Source organism: Tenacibaculum profundicola, from assembly GCF_057220795.1.
Genome location: NZ_CM170137.1, coordinates 456,509 through 477,332 on the forward strand (window position 1 = coordinate 456,509; position 20,824 = coordinate 477,332).

Annotated in this window: 6 protein-coding genes and 1 pseudogene; 4 read left to right on the top strand and 3 right to left on the bottom strand. The window is 35.2% G+C overall.

Annotated features, from left to right (window positions below; all coding sequences use genetic code 11):
• Positions 1-40 precede the first annotated feature (40 nt).
• From AC2TDS_RS01955 to AC2TDS_RS01965, 3 genes are all read right to left on the bottom strand, one after another.
• Positions 41-12,838, bottom strand: a complete 12,798-nt coding sequence (locus tag AC2TDS_RS01955; RefSeq protein ID WP_484737453.1) for a DUF8202 domain-containing protein — start codon at positions 12,836-12,838, stop codon at positions 41-43.
• Between the two features lie 1,483 nt (positions 12,839-14,321).
• Positions 14,322-15,680, bottom strand: a complete 1,359-nt coding sequence (locus AC2TDS_RS01960; protein ID WP_484737454.1) for a pyridoxal-phosphate dependent enzyme — start codon at positions 15,678-15,680, stop codon at positions 14,322-14,324.
• A 44-nt stretch (positions 15,681-15,724) separates the two neighbouring features.
• Positions 15,725-16,960, bottom strand: coding sequence for an ABC transporter permease (locus AC2TDS_RS01965; protein ID WP_484737455.1), 1,236 nt, complete (start codon positions 16,958-16,960; stop codon positions 15,725-15,727).
• A 700-nt stretch (positions 16,961-17,660) separates the two neighbouring features.
• Here AC2TDS_RS01965 and AC2TDS_RS01970 point away from each other — a divergent pair.
• From AC2TDS_RS01970 to AC2TDS_RS01985, 4 genes and pseudogenes are all read left to right on the top strand, one after another.
• Positions 17,661-18,389, top strand: coding sequence for a hypothetical protein (locus AC2TDS_RS01970; protein WP_484737456.1), 729 nt, complete (start codon positions 17,661-17,663; stop codon positions 18,387-18,389).
• Positions 18,390-18,401: 12 nt separating this feature from the next.
• Positions 18,402-18,842: a hypothetical protein gene (locus tag AC2TDS_RS01975; RefSeq protein ID WP_484737457.1), complete on the top strand. Its 441-nt coding sequence runs from the start codon at positions 18,402-18,404 to the stop codon at positions 18,840-18,842.
• 126 nt (positions 18,843-18,968) lie between these two features.
• Positions 18,969-19,145: pseudogene (locus tag AC2TDS_RS01980) on the top strand (helix-turn-helix transcriptional regulator); the annotation flags it as partial.
• Positions 19,146-19,481: 336 nt separating this feature from the next.
• Entirely contained in the window at positions 19,482-20,729 is a 1,248-nt protein-coding gene (locus tag AC2TDS_RS01985) for an exo-beta-N-acetylmuramidase NamZ family protein (RefSeq protein ID WP_484737458.1), read from the top strand.
• Positions 20,730-20,824 lie beyond the last annotated feature (95 nt).

Consider the following 20,824-nt stretch of genomic DNA (forward strand, 5'->3'; position numbering starts at 1 on the left):
GAGGGTAAGGAGACTTCTTACCCTCTTTTTTAAATATCATTTAATAGTTAATGTAAATCCATCCGTTTAATGGTGTACTACCATTATTAAGTTCTATAATATAGTAATATGAGCCCACAGGTAAGGTATCTCCTTGTCCAATTACACGCTTACCATTAGAAACTCCATTCCAATCATTTTGATAATTTTCTGCATTAAATACTAAAGCTCCCCATCTATTATATATTTTAACTACATTATCCTGGTAAAATTCTATACCTGGTATTACCCATGTATCGTTAATTCCATCATCATTAGGAGAAAAAGATGCTGGAACGCTAGTTATACCACAAGGGTTCGAATCTAAATAGTTAGGAATACCATCATTATCACAGTCATCATTTAATAGATTTCCATCTCCATCTTGATCTTCGTCAATTGTTGGGATACCATCACCATCATCATCTTGATCTTGATAATCAGGAATCCCATCACCATCTGTATCCTTATCTCCTTCATCTCCATCAGATATACCGTCTCCATCAGAATCTGTATTAAACAGTGCATTCACTGCATCAATCATGGCCTGAACTTCTTCTTGTGTAGCAGGGCTACTAAAGGCATCAGGGTTGGCATCGATATAGTCGTTGTAAGCATCTAAATTATTACTATCGTAATCAGTAAGAGCCGGAGATATCGCGTTGAAATCTTCTTCTGTAAATGCTGCTGTAGAACCAGTATCGTCAGCTTCTGTTCCGATGTTAGCTAATACAGATTCTGAAGCATTCACAGCATCAATCATTGCCTGTACTTCAGCTCGAGTAGCAGGGCTACTAAAGGCATCAGGGTTAGCATCGATATATTCGTTATAAGCATCTAAATTATTACTGTCGTAATTAGTAAGAGCAGGAAATATCTCGTTGAAATGTTCTTCTGTAAATGCTGCTGTAGAAGCAGTATCGTCAGCTTCTGCTCCGATGTTAACTAATAAATTAACAGTATTAATCATAGCCTGCACTTCTGCTTCTGTAGCTGGGTTACTTAACAATCCTCCTTCATTAGCTGCTATTGCTGCTAAATAGGCTGCTTCATTGCCTGCAATGGCACCACTAACATTCGGTAAAGCATTTAAGTGCGCTGCTGTTACAGTAGACGTATTGCTATTATCGCCATTGGAAGCATCAGTACCAATATTTACTAATAAGGTTTGATTGGTGTTAACAGCATCAATCATTGCCTGTACTTCAGCTCGAGTAGCAGGGCTACTAAAGGCATCAGGGTTGGCATCGATATATTCGTTGTAAGCATCTAAATTATTACTATCGTAATCAGTAAGAGCAGGAAATATCGCGTTGAAATGTTCTTCTGTAAATGCTGCTGTAGAAGCAGTATCGTCAGCTTCTGTTCCGATGTTAACTAATAAATTAACAGTATTAATCATAGCCTGCACTTCTGCTTCTGTAGCTGGGTTACTTAACAATCCTCCTTCATTAGCTGCTATTGCTGCTAAATAGGCTGCTTCATTGCCTGCAATGGCACCACTAACATTCGGTAAAGCATTTAAGTGCGCTGCTGTTACAGTAGACGTATTGCTATTATCGCCATTGGAAGCATCAGTACCAATATTTACTAATAAGGTTTGATTGGTGTTAACAGCATCAATCATTGCCTGTACTTCAGCTCGAGTAGCAGGGCTACTAAAGGCATCAGGGTTGGCATCGATATATTCGTTGTAAGCATCTAAATTATTACTATCGTAATCAGTAAGAGCAGGAAATATCGCGTTGAAATGTTCTTCTGTAAATGCTGCTGTAGAAGCAGTATCGTCAGCTTCTGTTCCGATGTTAACTAATGAATTAACAGTATTAATCATAGCCTGCACTTCTGCTTCTGTAGCTGGGTTACTTAACAATCCTCCTTCATTAGCTGCTATTGCTGCTAAATAGGCTGCTTCATTGCCTGCAATCGCACCACTAACATTCGGTAAAGCATTTAAGTGTGCTGCTGTTACAGTAGACGTATTGCTATTATCGCCATTGGAAGCATCAGTACCAATATTTACTAATAAGGTTTCATTAGCATTGACTTGATTAATCATGGCCTGCACTTCTGCTTGTGTAGCAGGGCTACTAAAGGCATCAGGGTTGGCATCGATATATTCGTTGTAAGATTCTAAATTATTACTATCGTAATCAGTAAGAGCAGGAAATATCGCGTTGAAATGTTCTTCTGTAAATGCTGCTGTAGAAGCAGTATCCTCAGCTTCTGCTCCGATGTTAACTAATAAATTAACAGTATTAATCATAGCCTGAACTTCTGCTTCTGTAGCTGGGTTACTTAACAATCCTCCTTCATTAGCTGCTATTGCTGCTAAATAGGCTGCTTCATTGCTTGCAATCGCACCACTAACATTCGGTAAAGCATTTAAGTGTGCTGCTGTTACCGTAGACGTATTGCTATTATCGCCATTGGAAGCATCAGTACCAATATTTACTAATAAGGTTTCATTAGCATTGACTTGATTAATCATGGCCTGCACTTCTGCTTGTGTAGCAGGGCTACTAAAGGCTTCAGGGTTGGCATCGATATATTCGTTGTAAGATTCTAGGTTATTACTCTCGTAATTAGTAAGAGCAGGAAATATCGCGTTGAAATGTTCTTCTGCAAATACTGCTGTAGAAGCAGTATCGTCAGCTTCTGCTCCGATGTTAACTAATAAATTAACAGTATTAATCATAGCCTGAACTTCTGCTTCTGTAGCTGGGTTACTTAACAATCCTCCTTCATTAGCTGCTATTGCTGCTAAATAGGCTGCTTCATTGCCTGCAATCGCACCACTAACATTCGGTAAAGCATTTAAGTGTGCTGCTGTTACAGTAGACGTATTGCTATTATCGCCATTGGAAGCATCAGTACCAATATTTACTAATAAGGTTTCATTAGCATTGACTTGATTAATCATGGCCTGCACTTCTGCTTGTGTAGCAGGGCTACTAAAGGCTTCAGGGTTGGCATCGATATATTCGTTGTAAGATTCTAGGTTATTACTCTCGTAATTAGTAAGAGCAGGAAATATCGCGTTGAAATGTTCTTCTGTAAATGCTGCTGTAGAAGCAGTATCGTCAGCTTCTGCTCCGATGTTAACTAATAAATTAACAGTATTAATCATAGCCTGAACTTCTGCTTCTGTAGCTGGGTTACTTAACAATCCTCCTTCATTAGCTGCTATTGCTGCTAAATAGGCTGCTTCATTGCCTGCAATCGCACCACTAACAGTCGGTAAAGCATTTAAGTGTGCTGCTGTTACAGTAGACGTATTGCTATTAGTACCATTAGAAGAATCAATACCTATATTTACTAATAAGGTTTCATTGGCATTGACTTGATTAATCATGGCCTGCACTTCTGCTTGTGTAGCAGGGCTACTAAAGGCTTCAGGGTTGGCATCGATATATTCGTTGTAAGATTCTAGGTTATTACTCTCGTAATTAGTAAGAGTAGGAAATATCGCGTTGAAATGTTCTTCTGTAAATGCTGCTGTAGAAGCAGTATCCTCAGCTTCTGCTCCGATGTTAACTAATAAATTAACAGCATTAATCATAGCCTGAACTTCTGCTTCTGTAGCTGGGTTACTTAATAATCCTCCTTCATTAGCTGCTATTGCTGCTAAATAGGCTGCTTCATTGCCTGCAATCGCACCACTAACAGTCGGTAAAGCATTTAAGTGTGCTGCTGTTACAGTAGACGTATTGCTATTAGTACCATTAGAAGAATCAATACCTATATTTACTAATAAGGTTTCATTGGCATTGACTTGATTAATCATGGCCTGCACTTCTGCTTGTGTAGCAGGGCTACTAAAGGCTTCAGGGTTGGCATCGATATATTCGTTGTAAGATTCTAGGTTATTACTCTCGTAATTAGTAAGAGCAGGAAATATCGCGTTGAAATGTTCTTCTGCAAATACTGCTGTAGAAGCAGTATCCTCAGCTTCTGCTCCGATGTTAACTAATAAATTAACAGCATTAATCATAGCCTGAACTTCTGCTTCTGTAGCTGGGTTACTTAACAATCCTCCTTCATTAGCTGCTATTGCTGCTAAATAGGCTGCTTCATTGCCTGCAATCGCACCACTAACAGTCGGTAAAGCATTTAAGTGTGCTGCTGTTACAGTAGACGTATTGCTATTAGTACCATTAGAAGAATCAATACCTATATTTACTAATAAGGTTTCATTGGCATTGACTTGATTAATCATGGCCTGCACTTCTGCTTGTGTAGCAGGGCTACTAAAGGCTTCAGGGTTGGCATCGATATATTCGTTGTAAGATTCTAGGTTATTACTCTCGTAATTAGTAAGAGCAGGAAATATCACGTTGAAATGTTCTTCTGTAAATGCTGCTGTAGAAGCAGTATCGTCAGCTTCTGCTCCGATGTTAACTAATAAATTAACAGCATTAATCATAGCCTGAACTTCTGCTTCTGTAGCTGGGTTACTTAATAATCCTCCTTCATTAGCTGCTATTGCTGCTAAATAGGCTGCTTCATTGCCTGCAATCGCACCACTAACAGTCGGTAAAGCATTTAAGTGTGCTGCTGTTACAGTAGACGTATTGCTATTAGTACCATTAGAAGAATCAATACCTATATTTACTAATAAGGTTTCATTGGCATTGACTTGATTAATCATGGCCTGCACTTCTGCTTGTGTAGCAGGGCTACTAAAGGCTTCAGGGTTGGCATCGATATATTCGTTGTAAGATTCTAGGTTATTACTCTCGTAATTAGTAAGAGTAGGAAATATCGCGTTGAAATGTTCTTCTGTAAATGCTGCTGTAGAAGCAGTATCCTCAGCTTCTGCTCCGATGTTAACTAATAAATTAACAGCATTAATCATAGCCTGAACTTCTGCTTCTGTAGCTGGGTTACTTAATAATCCTCCTTCATTAGCTGCTATTGCTGCTAAATAGGCTGCTTCATTACCTGCAATCGCACCACTAACAGTCGGTAAAGCATTTAAGTGTGCTGCTGTTACAGTAGACGTATTGCTATTAGTACCATTAGAAGAATCAATACCTATATTTACTAATAAGGTTTCATTGGCATTGACTTGATTAATCATGGCCTGCACTTCTGCTTGTGTAGCAGGGCTACTAAAGGCTTCAGGGTTGGCATCGATATATTCGTTGTAAGATTCTAGGTTATTACTCTCGTAATTAGTAAGAGCAGGAAATATCGCGTTGAAATGTTCTTCTGTAAATACTGCTGTAGAAGCAGTATCGTCAGCTTCTGCTCCGATGTTAACTAATAAATTAACAGTATTAATCATAGCCTGAACTTCTGCTTCTGTAGCTGGGTTACTTAACAATCCTCCTTCATTAGCTGCTATTGCTGCTAAATAGGCTGCTTCATTGCCTGCAATCGCACCACTAACAGTCGGTAAAGCATTTAAGTGTGCTGCTGTTACAGTAGACGTATTGCTATTAGTACCATTAGAAGAATCAATACCTATATTTACTAATAAGGTTTCATTGGCATTGACTTGATTAATCATAGCCTGCACTTCTGCTTGTGTAGCAGGGCTACTAAAGGCTTCAGGGTTGGCATCGATATATTCGTTGTAAGATTCTAGGTTATTACTCTCGTAATTAGTAAGAGCAGGAAATATCGCGTTGAAATGTTCTTCTGTAAATGCTGCTGTAGAAGCAGTATCCTCAGCTTCTGCTCCGATGTTAACTAATAAATTAACAGTATTAATCATAGCCTGAACTTCTGCTTCTGTAGCTGGGTTACTTAACAATCCTCCTTCATTAGCTGCTATTGCTGCTAAATAGGCTGCTTCATTGCCTGCAATCGCACCACTAACAGTCGGTAAAGCATTTAAGTGTGCTGCTGTTACAGTAGACGTATTGCTATTAGTACCATTAGAAGAATCAATACCTATATTTACTAATAAGGTTTCATTGGCATTGACTTGATTAATCATGGCCTGCACTTCTGCTTGTGTAGCAGGGCTACTAAAGGCTTCAGGGTTGGCATCGATATATTCGTTGTAAGATTCTAGGTTATTACTCTCGTAATTAGTAAGAGTAGGAAATATCGCGTTGAAATGTTCTTCTGTAAATGCTGCTGTAGAAGCAGTATCCTCAGCTTCTGCTCCGATGTTAACTAATAAATTAACAGCATTAATCATAGCCTGAACTTCTGCTTCTGTAGCTGGGTTACTTAATAATCCTCCTTCATTAGCTGCTATTGCTGCTAAATAGGCTGCTTCATTGCCTGCAATCGCACCACTAACAGTCGGTAAAGCATTTAAGTGTGCTGCTGTTACAGTAGACGTATTGCTATTAGTACCATTAGAAGAATCAATACCTATATTTACTAATAAGGTTTCATTGGCATTGACTTGATTAATCATGGCCTGCACTTCTGCTTGTGTAGCAGGGCTACTAAAGGCTTCAGGGTTGGCATCGATATATTCGTTGTAAGATTCTAGGTTATTACTCTCGTAATTAGTAAGAGTAGGAAATATCGCGTTGAAATGTTCTTCTGTAAATGCTGCTGTAGAAGCAGTATCCTCAGCTTCTGCTCCGATGTTAACTAATAAATTAACAGCATTAATCATAGCCTGAACTTCTGCTTCTGTAGCTGGGTTACTTAATAATCCTCCTTCATTAGCTGCTATTGCTGCTAAATAGGCTGCTTCATTACCTGCAATCGCACCACTAACAGTCGGTAAAGCATTTAAGTGTGCTGCTGTTACAGTAGACGTATTGCTATTAGTACCATTAGAAGAATCAATACCTATATTTACTAATAAGGTTTCATTGGCATTGACTTGATTAATCATGGCCTGCACTTCTGCTTGTGTAGCAGGGCTACTAAAGGCTTCAGGGTTGGCATCGATATATTCGTTGTAAGATTCTAGGTTATTACTCTCGTAATTAGTAAGAGCAGGAAATATCGCGTTGAAATGTTCTTCTGTAAATACTGCTGTAGAAGCAGTATCGTCAGCTTCTGCTCCGATGTTAACTAATAAATTAACAGTATTAATCATAGCCTGAACTTCTGCTTCTGTAGCTGGGTTACTTAACAATCCTCCTTCATTAGCTGCTATTGCTGCTAAATAGGCTGCTTCATTGCCTGCAATCGCACCACTAACAGTCGGTAAAGCATTTAAGTGTGCTGCTGTTACAGTAGACGTATTGCTATTAGTACCATTAGAAGAATCAATACCTATATTTACTAATAAGGTTTCATTGGCATTGACTTGATTAATCATAGCCTGCACTTCTGCTTGTGTAGCAGGGCTACTAAAGGCTTCAGGGTTGGCATCGATATATTCGTTGTAAGATTCTAGGTTATTACTCTCGTAATTAGTAAGAGCAGGAAATATCGCGTTGAAATGTTCTTCTGTAAATGCTGCTGTAGAAGCAGTATCCTCAGCTTCTGCTCCGATGTTAACTAATAAATTAACAGTATTAATCATAGCCTGAACTTCTGCTTCTGTAGCTGGGTTACTTAACAATCCTCCTTCATTAGCTGCTATTGCTGCTAAATAGGCTGCTTCATTGCCTGCAATCGCACCACTAACAGTCGGTAAAGCATTTAAGTGTGCTGCTGTTACAGTAGACGTATTGCTATTAGTACCATTAGAAGAATCAATACCTATATTTACTAATAAGGTTTCATTGGCATTGACTTGATTAATCATAGCCTGCACTTCTGCTTGTGTAGCAGGGCTATTAAAGGCTTCAGGGTTGGCATCGATATATTCGTTGTAAGATTCTAGGTTATTACTCTCGTAATTAGTAAGAGCAGGAAATATCGCGTTGAAATGTTCTTCTGTAAATGCTGCTGTAGAAGCAGTATCCTCAGCTTCTGCTCCGATGTTAACTAATAAATTAACAGCATTAATCATAGCCTGAACTTCTGCTTCTGTAGCTGGGTTACTTAACAATCCTCCTTCATTAGCTGCTATTGCTGCTAAATAGGCTGCTTCATTGCCTGCAATCGCACCACTAACAGTCGGTAAAGCATTTAAGTGTGCTGCTGTTACAGTAGACGTATTGCTATTAGTACCATTAGAAGAATCAATACCTATATTTACTAATAAGGTTTCATTGGCATTGACTTGATTAATCATGGCCTGCACTTCTGCTTGTGTAGCAGGGCTACTAAAGGCTTCAGGGTTGGCATCGATATATTCGTTGTAAGATTCTAGGTTATTACTCTCGTAATTAGTAAGAGTAGGAAATATCGCGTTGAAATGTTCTTCTGTAAATGCTGCTGTAGAAGCAGTATCCTCAGCTTCTGCTCCGATGTTAACTAATAAATTAACAGCATTAATCATAGCCTGAACTTCTGCTTCTGTAGCTGGGTTACTTAACAATCCTCCTTCATTAGCTGCTATTGCTGCTAAATAGGCTGCTTCATTACCTGCAATCGCACCACTAACAGTCGGTAAAGCATTTAAGTGTGCTGCTGTTACAGTAGACGTATTGCTATTAGTACCATTAGAAGAATCAATACCTATATTTACTAATAAGGTTTCATTGGCATTGACTTGATTAATCATGGCCTGCACTTCTGCTTGTGTAGCAGGGCTACTAAAGGCTTCAGGGTTGGCATCGATATATTCGTTGTAAGATTCTAGGTTATTACTCTCGTAATTAGTAAGAGCAGGAAATATCGCGTTGAAATGTTCTTCTGTAAATGCTGCTGTAGAAGCAGTATCCTCAGCTTCTGCTCCGATGTTAACTAATAAATTAACAGTATTAATCATAGCCTGAACTTCTGCTTCTGTAGCTGGGTTACTTAACAATCCTCCTTCATTAGCTGCTATTGCTGCTAAATAGGCTGCTTCATTGCCTGCAATCGCACCACTAACAGTCGGTAAAGCATTTAAGTGTGCTGCTGTTACAGTAGACGTATTGCTATTAGTACCATTAGAAGAATCAATACCTATATTTACTAATAAGGTTTCATTGGCATTGACTTGATTAATCATGGCCTGCACTTCTGCTTGTGTAGCAGGGCTATTAAAGGCTTCAGGGTTGGCATCGATATATTCGTTGTAAGATTCTAGGTTATTACTCTCGTAATTAGTAAGAGCAGGAAATATCGCGTTGAAATGTTCTTCTGTAAATACTGCTGTAGAAGCAGTATCCTCAGCTTCTGCTCCGATGTTAACTAATAAATTAACAGTATTAATCATAGCCTGAACTTCTGCTTCTGTAGCTGGGTTACTTAACAATCCTCCTTCATTAGCTGCTATTGCTGCTAAATAGGCTGCTTCATTGCCTGCAATCGCACCACTAACAGTCGGTAAAGCATTTAAGTGTGCTGCTGTTACAGTAGACGTATTGCTATTAGTACCATTAGAAGAATCAATACCTATATTTACTAATAAGGTTTCATTGGCATTGACTTGATTAATCATAGCCTGCACTTCTGCTTGTGTAGCAGGGCTACTAAAGGCTTCAGGGTTGGCATCGATATATTCGTTGTAAGATTCTAGGTTATTACTCTCGTAATTAGTAAGAGCAGGAAATATCGCGTTGAAATGTTCTTCTGTAAATGCTGCTGTAGAAGCAGTATCCTCAGCTTCTGCTCCGATGTTAACTAATAAATTAACAGTATTAATCATAGCCTGAACTTCTGCTTCTGTAGCTGGGTTACTTAACAATCCTCCTTCATTAGCTGCTATTGCTGCTAAATAGGCTGCTTCATTGCCTGCAATCGCACCACTAACAGTCGGTAAAGCATTTAAGTGTGCTGCTGTTACAGTAGACGTATTGCTATTAGTACCATTAGAAGAATCAATACCTATATTTACTAATAAGGTTTCATTGGCATTGACTTGATTAATCATGGCCTGCACTTCTGCTTGTGTAGCAGGGCTACTAAAGGCTTCAGGGTTGGCATCGATATATTCGTTGTAAGATTCTAGGTTATTACTCTCGTAATTAGTAAGAGTAGGAAATATCGCGTTGAAATGTTCTTCTGTAAATGCTGCTGTAGAAGCAGTATCCTCAGCTTCTGCTCCGATGTTAACTAATAAATTAACAGCATTAATCATAGCCTGAACTTCTGCTTCTGTAGCTGGGTTACTTAACAATCCTCCTTCATTAGCTGCTATTGCTGCTAAATAGGCTGCTTCATTACCTGCAATCGCACCACTAACATTCGGTAAAGCATTTAAGTGTGCTGCTGTTACAGTAGACGTATTGCTATTAGTACCATTAGAAGAATCAATACCTATATTTACTAATAAGGTTTCATTGGCATTGACTTGATTAATCATGGCCTGTACTTCTGCTTGTGTAGCAGGGCTATTAAACGCACTAGGGTTAGCATTGATATATTCGTTGTAAGATTCTAGGTTATTACTCTCGTAATTAGTAAGAGCAGGAAATATCGCGTTAAAATGTTCTTCTGTAAATGCTGCTGTAGAAGCAGTATTGGCAGCTTCTGCTCCGATGTTAACTAATAAATTAACAGTATTAATCATAGCCTGAACTTCTGCTTCTGTAGCTGGGTTACTTAATAATCCTCCTTCATTAGCTGCTATTGCTGCTAAATAGGCTGCTTCATTGGCTGAAATCGCGCCACTAACAGTCGGTAAAGCATTTAAGTGTGCTGCTGTTACCATAGCTGTATTGGTATTATCACCATTGGCAGCATCAGTACCAATATTTACTAATAAAATATTATCTACTACGATTAAATCAGCAGCTACATAAGTAATGTTATAATTGCTAGTGGTAAACGTTCCTCCTGTTGCTGTTGATATAACGATAGCATCTGTATACGTAGCTTTAGGATCTGCTAAAGCTTCTCCGTCTGTATACGCTACGGTTACTGATCCAATAGTTTCACTATTTTCCAAACCTACCGATGTAAACTCGGTATAGTCAACTCCACCAGTTAAAGTAGTTCCATATTCTTTATCCTGATTTGTTGCCGTAACAGTTAGTGCTTTTGTTGTAATATCAGCACTTAGGCTAGGTTGGGTTAAGGTATAATTCCCAGCATCTGTACCAGTTAACATATATCCTGTGGTAGCGATCGCAGTTCCTGTACCTACATCTTTACTTGCAAAGGTAAAGGTAGGTGCGCCAGATAAACTCACATCCTCTACACCAATTACGCCACTTAGAGCTGCAGAACCACTTGCCGTAGCAGTCGTGGTACCATCATATACTTTATTATCTCCCGTAAGCCCTGTAATGGTAAGTGCTACCGTTGAAATATCTGCTGTTAAGTTCGGTTGGGTTAATACGTAGCGACTTTCATTAGCTCCTCCTAGGGTATATCCTGCTGTAGTAATCGCAATTCCTGTACCTGCATTTTCACTTACAAAGGTAAAGGTAGGTACGCCAGATAAACTCACATCGTCTGCACCAATTACGCCACTTAGAGCTGGTGCACCAGAAACTGTGGCACTCGTATTATTATCATATACCTTATTATTTCCTGTTAGACCGGTAATCGTTAATTCTATTTTTCCTAAAGTAAAATAAGCACCATCTGGTAATTGGGTATTATCTAAGGTAATCTGACCACTGGCATTAAGGAAATCTACTCTGGTTACTGTGCCGACAGAGAAATCTGGATTGTCAGATACAAATAAAGAATAGGTATCATCAAAACCTGCAAATTGTAGATTAACGCTTCCTGTATGGTTACTGCGTTTTACTTTCCACTCTCTTAGGATACGTTCACCCATAGTACCACCTAGTTCCATAGAAGAGGTGTCTGTGGTAAGCGCTCCATTATTACCAAATACTACAAACTCCCCATCAGTTAATGGTGCATGCATACCATTGGCTGCAGCAAAATCGGTATCGGTAGATACGGTAAGAATAGCACTTGCATTAACGGATTTAGAAATCTGCTGATTTAACGCAGTACCACTGTCGCTACCAATACCGACAATGTCGCTACCATAGGTAGTATCTACTTCATAAACAGGGATACCCGAACTGTTTAAATAGGCAGTAGCACCGCTATTAAGAGTTATTCCGTATTTGAGTGCAAGGTACGATCTGATTTGTTGTTCTTGTGACGCTGATAGTGCTGCATTATATACCACAATTTCTGAAATATCACCAAAAAAACGACGCCCGCCATTACTGTTCAGCTGGGAATTTTTTGCCTGGCGACCAATTGTAACTGGACCGGAATTTGAGGCTGCAGAGGCTGACTCAGTCACAGTAGCTGCCGTAACTTCAGAAAATGACGTGGTATTTGATTGAGCTGAGACTGCATCTATTAACAAAGTCGCGTTTCCACCAAAATTAATATCACTTTCTACCAAAACCCCATTTGCATTAGGGGAAACTAAGGGCTCATCATTAGTACCTCCTTCGGCCAAAACTCCTTGACTGGTACTTAAACCTAGTCCTAAATTTGCAGCTGCATATAGTCCGAAATCGTAGATAAATTTTCGAGGTCCACTTTGAGTAGGCTTTACTACTGCAAAGATATGATGCCCTCCATTAGCTGCAGGAGCAAAAATATAATTGGCCCCGAGATTAAATCCCGTAGTATGTATTCCAGCCCCAAAATTAACTGTTGGGTTAAAGTTTTGTCCTTGCGACACAAAGGTAGGTCGGTTAGGATTACCACCATCGGTAGCATTAAAACCATTAGTAGAATTGTCTACCCATATATTAGCATCTTGACCATTGGTCGCTTGGATAGTACCACTACTATAAATATCGCCATCAGCTTTAAGCCAGAGCGATAGGTTTCCAGAAACCCCTCCTGGAGATTGCGCTATAGCTAGACCTCCGCAAAACAGCAGTAAAAATAGCAAGGGGATGTGTGTTATTCTAGTATTTGTTTTTGTCATAATTAACCTTTTACGTTATTTTTTATTTTTATGTTTAACATGATATTTAGAATTTTACTTACAGGTAATTTTATCGTTGAGTCTATTGATTTTAAGTGTCACTAAAACCCATATATATTTTAAGGTTTAATGTGTTTAAAGAAAAAGTGTATCTCGCCTAGCTTTAATTTCCTCTTTTTGCAAGAGGATTTCAAAAAAATTAAATCACAAATCATAATATATTTAGTTATTTTACTTATACTCTATATCTTAATTACCTTTCCCTAAAATGTAACAATTGTAGGGTTTTGCATTTTGAAATTATTTTTTTAATAAACTGTATTCATAGTTTATACTTTTATTTTTTAAATAGAAGTATTGCTTTGTTTACAGAAAAAAGTAGTTGTAGTTTGAAAGTAGGGTCATAGTATTAGTACGAGATGTTGTTACATCTAATTACTATACTTTGAAATGTTGTATGAAAGTTTTGAAAAGTATATTTTTCATTGCATTTAGGGGTTTAAGCTATATTAATTATTAATCCAACTTATATTTCTTAGTCTTTTCGATGACAATGTACTACTAATAAGCTTGTTTAGCAAATTAAAAAGTATTTATATTACTTTAAACCACACGTTATAAGGACTTAATATGATTTAAACTCTATATCATCAAGAAGGCTTAAAAAAACTTGCTGAAATTATACCAAAAAGGTAATTTATGTATTATGGAGGCAACAAATATGTATCATTTACAATTAGCCACATTTTTACACAGTAACTCTATTGCTGTATCCTTTGTAAATCTATTGCGTATAAAACGATTTATGCAAATGAATTAAAAAAAAACAAAACAGATAAAGCAGACGCTAAAATGATTAATACGATTTACAAATAAATATTTTGCATATCTATATATTTCTTTTGTAGCTATTTTTGCGTTATAAAACTTAACCATAGCTTGGCTATGCTAAAGTTTTATGCCTTAAACTAACTTAAAATAATTCAATACCTATACACGAAATATGTATCTATAAATCGTATAACCTCTATGGTAGGACACAGTCTATTGGTTTATGGAGCCCTATAGAATAAAGCTTGTCAGAAAGTAAAGACATCTATCATACTATGAATTAATTTATAGGGATTCGAGCTAGTTTGAAAAATAAACTAGAAGAATTAATATCAAAAAAAATAGTGGGACGCTATAATAACACCCCACTATACAAAATAATATTCGGTTCAAAAAATCACCATATATTTCCTTTTCATTACACAAATTTATGGGATTTTATTAGGTTTTTAACACAACTTAATTCTGATGTTAATTTACCAACTATAATTATTTTTTGTAAATACCTATCTATAGGTCATAAAATTTCCCGCTAAATTCTCTCTATTACGTCACTAGTATAATAACCATCGGTATAAAACACAAATATGACAGCCAGAAAATGCATGTGTAACTTCACCTAAGATTTGGTATAATCATATACTTTATGAGCTTAGATCGCATTAATAATATCGTATTTAGTAACGATATGATACTTTCCATTTCCTAAATCTACCAGTACTGCTTGATTTTCTTTTGTTATAAGCTTAGATACTTGATCTATCGAAGCCATTTTATCTACCATAGGGTATTTTGTACCCATTACTTCTTTTATAGGCTTATTAGCTATATCTTTATCTTCAAGATAACTATGTAGTAATCCTGATTCATCTATCGAACCAACAAAACCATGAACATCCTTTACAGGAATTTGTGATATTTTAAAGCTACGCATTCTTTCAATTGCATGTGATACAAGCTCTTCTGTTTGAACCGATATTAATGGTTTATCTATATGTGATTTAACTAAATCTTCTGCAGTGGTTATTTCTTCTTCTAAAAACCCTCTATCTCGCATCCAATCATCGTTAAACATTTTACCTACATAACGACTACCATGATCGTGGAATAAAACAACCACCACATCATCTGGTGTAAATTCATCTTTTAATTGTAACAAACCTTTTATGGCAGATCCTGCAGAATTTCCAACAAAAATCCCTTCTTCTTTCGCTATTTTTCTTGTGTAGATTGCGGCGTCTTTATCCGTTACTTTAGTAAAACCGTCAATTAAACTAAAATCAACATTCTCAGGTAAGATATCCTCTCCTATTCCTTCAGTGATGTACGGGTATATTTCATTTTCATCAAAAATACCAGTCTCGTGATACTTTTTAAATACCGAGCCGTAGGTATCAACTCCCCAAATTTTTATTGCCGGATTTTGTTCTTTTAAATATTTCGCAGTTCCTGATATGGTTCCTCCAGTACCTACGCCCACCACAAAATGTGTAATTTTACCATCTGTTTGCTTCCATATTTCAGGGCCTGTTTGTTCGTAATGAGCAATGGTATTTGATGGATTGTCATATTGATTTACATACCACGAATTGGGGGTCTCTTTTCCCAATCTTTTAGAAACTGAATAATAAGATCTTGGATCATCTGGTTCAACATTTGTTGGACAAACAATAACTTCCGCACCCACAGCGCGTAAAATATCCATTTTTTCTTTCGATTGCTTATCTGAAATCACAAAAATACACTTATAGCCTTTTACAATAGCTGCTAATGCCAATCCCATACCTGTATTTCCAGAAGTTCCTTCTATAATGGTTCCTCCAGGTTTCAAACGACCATCTGCTTCAGCATCTTCAATCATTTTTAAAGCCATTCTATCTTTTACAGAATTCCCTGGATTAAAGGTTTCTACCTTTGCTAATACCAAAGCATCTATTTCTTTGGTTACTGAATTTAACTTTACTAAAGGGGTATTACCAATAGTTTCTAATATATTATTTGCGTATTCCATGCTCAAATTTTTACGTTACAAAGAAACAAAAAGTTATGATTAAATTAGGCAAACTTAATAGATTTTGAAGGCTGTATTTTGGTAATTATAAAAGAAGGTATAATCAACATTAAAAAGCATAAAATCAAGGTTCCGACGTTCAGTAAAAGTATAGCAACAAAATCTATAGCTACTGGTACTGTAGAAACATAGTAATTTTCAGGGTTTAAGGTAATGACTTTAAAATATTTCTGAACCATAATGAATCCTAAGCCTATCATATTTCCATACAACATTCCTTTTAAAATAAGGTAGGAAGCATTGTACAAAAAAATCTTTCTAATACTCCAGTTAGGGCTCCCTAAAGCCTTTAATATACCTACTGTTTGCACTTTTTCTAAGATTAAAACCAACAACGCCGTGATCATATTTATTCCAGCCACTAAAATCATAAAACCAATAATTACCCAAACATTATTATCAAGAATATCAAGCCAATTAAAAATTAATGGATAATTATCAACGATAGTTTCACTGTTTAAGGTAATTCCTATTGACTTATAGATTTCGGCTCCTTTTTCCTTTAAAACATCAAAATCATCAATTAACACTTCAAAACCACCTACCTCATCCGGTTTCCATTTATTAAGCAGTTGTACTTCTCTTATATCACCTATCAGCATTGTTTTATCAAACTGCTCAAAGCCAGTATCATAAACACCAACAATAACTGGTTTACGGGGTTTAAATGGAAATTTACTCTTTTCTACACTAAATATAACCTGAATAGTATCGTGCAGCTTTAAACGCAATCGATCGGCTATTGATTGGGATATTAAAATTTCTTTATTTCTTTCTAGTGAAAAATTTGGTAACCTTCCCTCGACTAAATACTCTTTGAAAAAAGTAAAATCATAGTCGTCTGAAACGCCTTTAAAAATAATGCCTTCAAAATCTGTATCCGTTCTTATAACACCAAACTTATTCGCAAAAACTTGTACATTTTTTATTCCTGAAACCTCTTTAAATTCTGGGTAAAACTTTTGGTTTTTTTTCACAGGAACTGTTGAAACATCCGAGTGATTATTATCGTAATTCACGATTTGAACATGCCCTTTAAAACCAGACATTTTATCTCTAATTTTTTGCTGAAACCCAGTTCCTATGGATACAGAAATAAGCATAACTGCTATTCCTAAGGTTATTGCTATCGTCGCAATTTTTATTATTGGAGATGATATACTATTTTTATACTCTTTGCCCGCAATGATTCGTTTGGCAATAAATAACTCGAAATTCAAACGTTTATGATTTTAAAGTACTCCAAAAGTACATATTTATTATTGTTTTACCTCTTTGTTTCTTTTTAAACTATTTTTGTTTAATTTCAAACCTTTCTTTTCTTAATACTCTAAATAATAAATTAAAATATTAAGTGAATGAGGAAGCCTAAACTATCGACTATATAACAACTTTTGGCGAAATGAAAAGAGAGATTATCGAAATTGTTTCTAAAAACAGAAAGCTTAACAAAGAAAAAAGGTTAAAAAACTTGTTATTTCTAGTGATTCACAGGTGTGTTTTTACTAATAATTAAAAAAATAAATATTTTCTAGAATTGGCAGTATAATCCTAAACAAACTGCTAACTAAAACGTCTAACATATATACATAATTCAATATAAATACTTGAAAAAGAACTATTTATATAATTTAAATACATTATCTTCGGGGTGCCGGTATGGCAAAATAATGAAAGAACTATTAACTATAATACTTTCATTATTTTGGTTTAAAAGAACATGCTTTCAAGATTTTTTTGATGTTAGCGGTGACTATAGTAACGAACCTTTATGAAATAAAAAAGTGTTTAATTTCTTTATTACAAAAGATACTGAGAGAATGATTTGTATCTCAAAAGCTGAAATTTAAACTGAAAGAAATTAAGTTTATTAATCAGGAAAAGAAAAAGTACAAGACTTTTCCACTAAAGACAAAAATCATGAAAAAATTAAAAATCATTATACTTTTTACAATTGGTATATTTGCTTTAAATTGTACTAATGAAGAAAAATCGGATTTAAACACATTATCGGAAATAAGTATTGAAAATTATGGTATATACCATAATGAGGCAGTGCTAACAATATTAAACAATAATTCTTTTCAGAGTAAAAACGATCAATTTAAGACATTAGGAGCTTTAGTCAAAACGATGGGAATAGAAATGGAAAAATTACATCCAGAAGATTTCTCTAACATAGATTATTCAAAAATAGATGCTATTTTTGATTTAAATCAAAAAATTAATGAATTTGAATACAATGATCAATTTTATGAAAACTTAAAGGCATTAGCAATAGAAAATGGAGCAGAACAAGATATGATTTCATTTATTGATTATCTGTATTATAATGATGAAGTACCAGATAATTACTCTGCAAAACAAAACGACACAAATGATAAGTTCATAGGACAAAAAGCAATATTTATGTCTTTTTATAATTCTTCTAAGGAATTATGGACGAAAAAAGCTCCTGAAAAATATATTATTATTCCAAAAAAAAGGAGAAAAGGTTGTGATCCACAATCACAAGTTATTGTAGCAGATGCTGTGATTGGTTTTTTTGGAGCTTTATTATCAGGGCCAGGGGGAATATTAGCAGGTGGTGCTGGTTCCGTGCTGGTGAGAGCTATGCAGGTTGATAATAATGGCGGATGTATAAATTAAAATAACTTTAATATGATTAGTTTAAAAAGAAAAAAAGATTTTACTGATTTTTTTGCTACATACAACTATTTAGTAAATAATTCTGTTGATAAAATTTCCTCAGGAGAAACTATAGATATTGATTTAAAAAAAGATGTTAACTATTTCCAAGTTAAATACCTCTATTTCAAATCACAAAAAATAATAATCCCAAAAGGTATTAATGTCGAAATCACTATTGGCTCTTGTTTAAATAATTATCTAATACTCTTGATAATGCCATTCATTCTAGTTAACCTTTTTTTAATGACGTATTCAGATTTAAATTTGAATTTTCTTTATAAACTTTCTGAATATTTAGCTTTATTTTATCTTGGAGCTTTACTATATTTCTGCACTTTTGGACACAAAAAATACATAAGTCTAGAAGTAAAGTACTTAAATAACGCTATTAATAAACATGTCATAGCATAATATAAAAAGTACATGTAAGATTAAAGTAGTAGATATTAATTGGTTTAATTTTTCTGTTACTTTTTTGATTAAAAAAATCAATTAACTCATGATTAGGTAAATTTTAAAAATTTAAACTTAACAAGCAAAGAAATTGAAATAGCTAACCTAATTTTGAAGAAACATAAATACAGAGAAATCGCTGATTTAGTCTTTATAACAGAAAAAACCGTTTCTAAGCATGCTTCAACTATTTTCAAAAAAACAGCTACAAGCAATAAGAATAGTTTTATAGAAAAATTCAACTCTCTAAAACCACATTAAAACAATACGTACAAATATACGTGGTAGTACGTATTAATACCATTTACCATTTGAATTTACCGTAATAAAACGTCCTTTTTCCCTTTCTATTTCAATATAAAAAAAATCATAGTCACTGCTATTATTGATTTTTCTATCTCATATAAAGAAAAAAATATTCATTCTCTTTTACAGCTAATTCAAGCAATAACTGGTATAAAATACGTGTTAAAAATAATGCACTCTCCTAAAATCATGTGTAAAATTGCAAAACAAATACGGGAATGAATGAGGAAGAATAAATAATTTGCTATGCAAAATTTTAGCATTAAATTTAACCACATAAAACTTTATATTATGAAGGTTAATTTTGGTGCTATTTTCTGTTTAATTTTTTTAATACATGTTCAAATTATTTCATGTACTCAATATGATAAAAAGAAAACTACAGTAAAAGATATAAACGTTTTAAAAACAGGTGCAGATCAAGTTAATTTGTATCTAAAGAAACTTCAATATAAGAATATAGCCATAGTGGCAAATCAAACATCCATCATCAATACAGTATCCCATAAAACGGCTATAAAGTCCGAATGGTCTTCGCAGCATTTAGTAGATTATCTTCACCATATCAAAGATGTTTACGTAAAAAAAGTGTTCGCTCCTGAACATGGCTTTAGAGGAAAAGCCGATGCGGGAGAAACTGTGGTTGACGGCATCGATACACAAACCAATGTACCCATCATTTCATTATATGGTAAAAATAAAAAACCGCATCCTCAACAGTTAAAAGGTGTAGATATTGTAGTATTCGATATTCAAGATGTTGGCGCTCGTTTTTACACTTATATTTCTACCTTGCATTATGTAATGGAGGCTTGTGCAGAGGCTAATATTCCTGTACTTATATTAGATCGTCCGAACCCTAATGCGCATTATATAGATGGCCCTGTGTTAGAAATGAAACATAAAAGTTTTGTGGGCATGCATCCTGTTCCTGTAGTCTATGGAATGACCATAGGTGAATACGGAAAAATGATTAATGGTGAAAAATGGTTGAAAAATGGAATCCAATGCCAATTAACAGTCATTCCCCTAAAAAAATATACGCATACAACTTCTTATAGTTTGCCCATAAAACCTTCACCTAATTTACCAAACGACAAGTCTATTAATTTATATCCTAGTTTGTGTTTTTTTGAAGGAACTACTGTTTCCGTTGGTCGAGGTACTTCTACACAATTTCAAGTAGTAGGAAGTCCGTATTACCCATTAAAACAACATGGATATACATTTACACCGCAGCCAAATGAAGGCGCTAAATACCCAAAACATAAAGATAAAATATGTTATGGTTATGATTTAAGAAAAGAGTCAAAATTAGATAGCATAGAATTAAAATGGTTGCTCAACTTTTACAAAGCCAATAAAGCAACAAATAAAAAACAAAAATTCTTTATCGATTTTTTCACAAAACTAGCAGGTACTGAAAAATTACAACAACAAATTGAACATGGCTTTACTGAAAAAGAAATAAGAAAAACCTGGCAAAATGATTTGCGCCAATTTAAAAAAACTAGATCGAAATACTTACTATATGAATAATACCATTTATCATTTGAGTTTACCGTAATAAAACGTCCTTTTTCCTTTTCTATCTTATATAAAGAAAAAAACACTCATTTTCTTTTACAAAACTC

Coding starts and splice junctions, on each gene's coding strand:
- AC2TDS_RS01955 (WP_484737453.1), bottom strand. CDS start 12,838: ATGACAAAAACAAATACTAGAATAACACACATCCCCTTGCTATTTTTA.
- AC2TDS_RS01960 (WP_484737454.1), bottom strand. CDS start 15,680: ATGGAATACGCAAATAATATATTAGAAACTATTGGTAATACCCCTTTA.
- AC2TDS_RS01975 (WP_484737457.1), top strand. CDS start 18,402: ATGATTAGTTTAAAAAGAAAAAAAGATTTTACTGATTTTTTTGCTACA.
- AC2TDS_RS01970 (WP_484737456.1), top strand. CDS start 17,661: ATGAAAAAATTAAAAATCATTATACTTTTTACAATTGGTATATTTGCT.
- AC2TDS_RS01985 (WP_484737458.1), top strand. CDS start 19,482: ATGAAGGTTAATTTTGGTGCTATTTTCTGTTTAATTTTTTTAATACAT.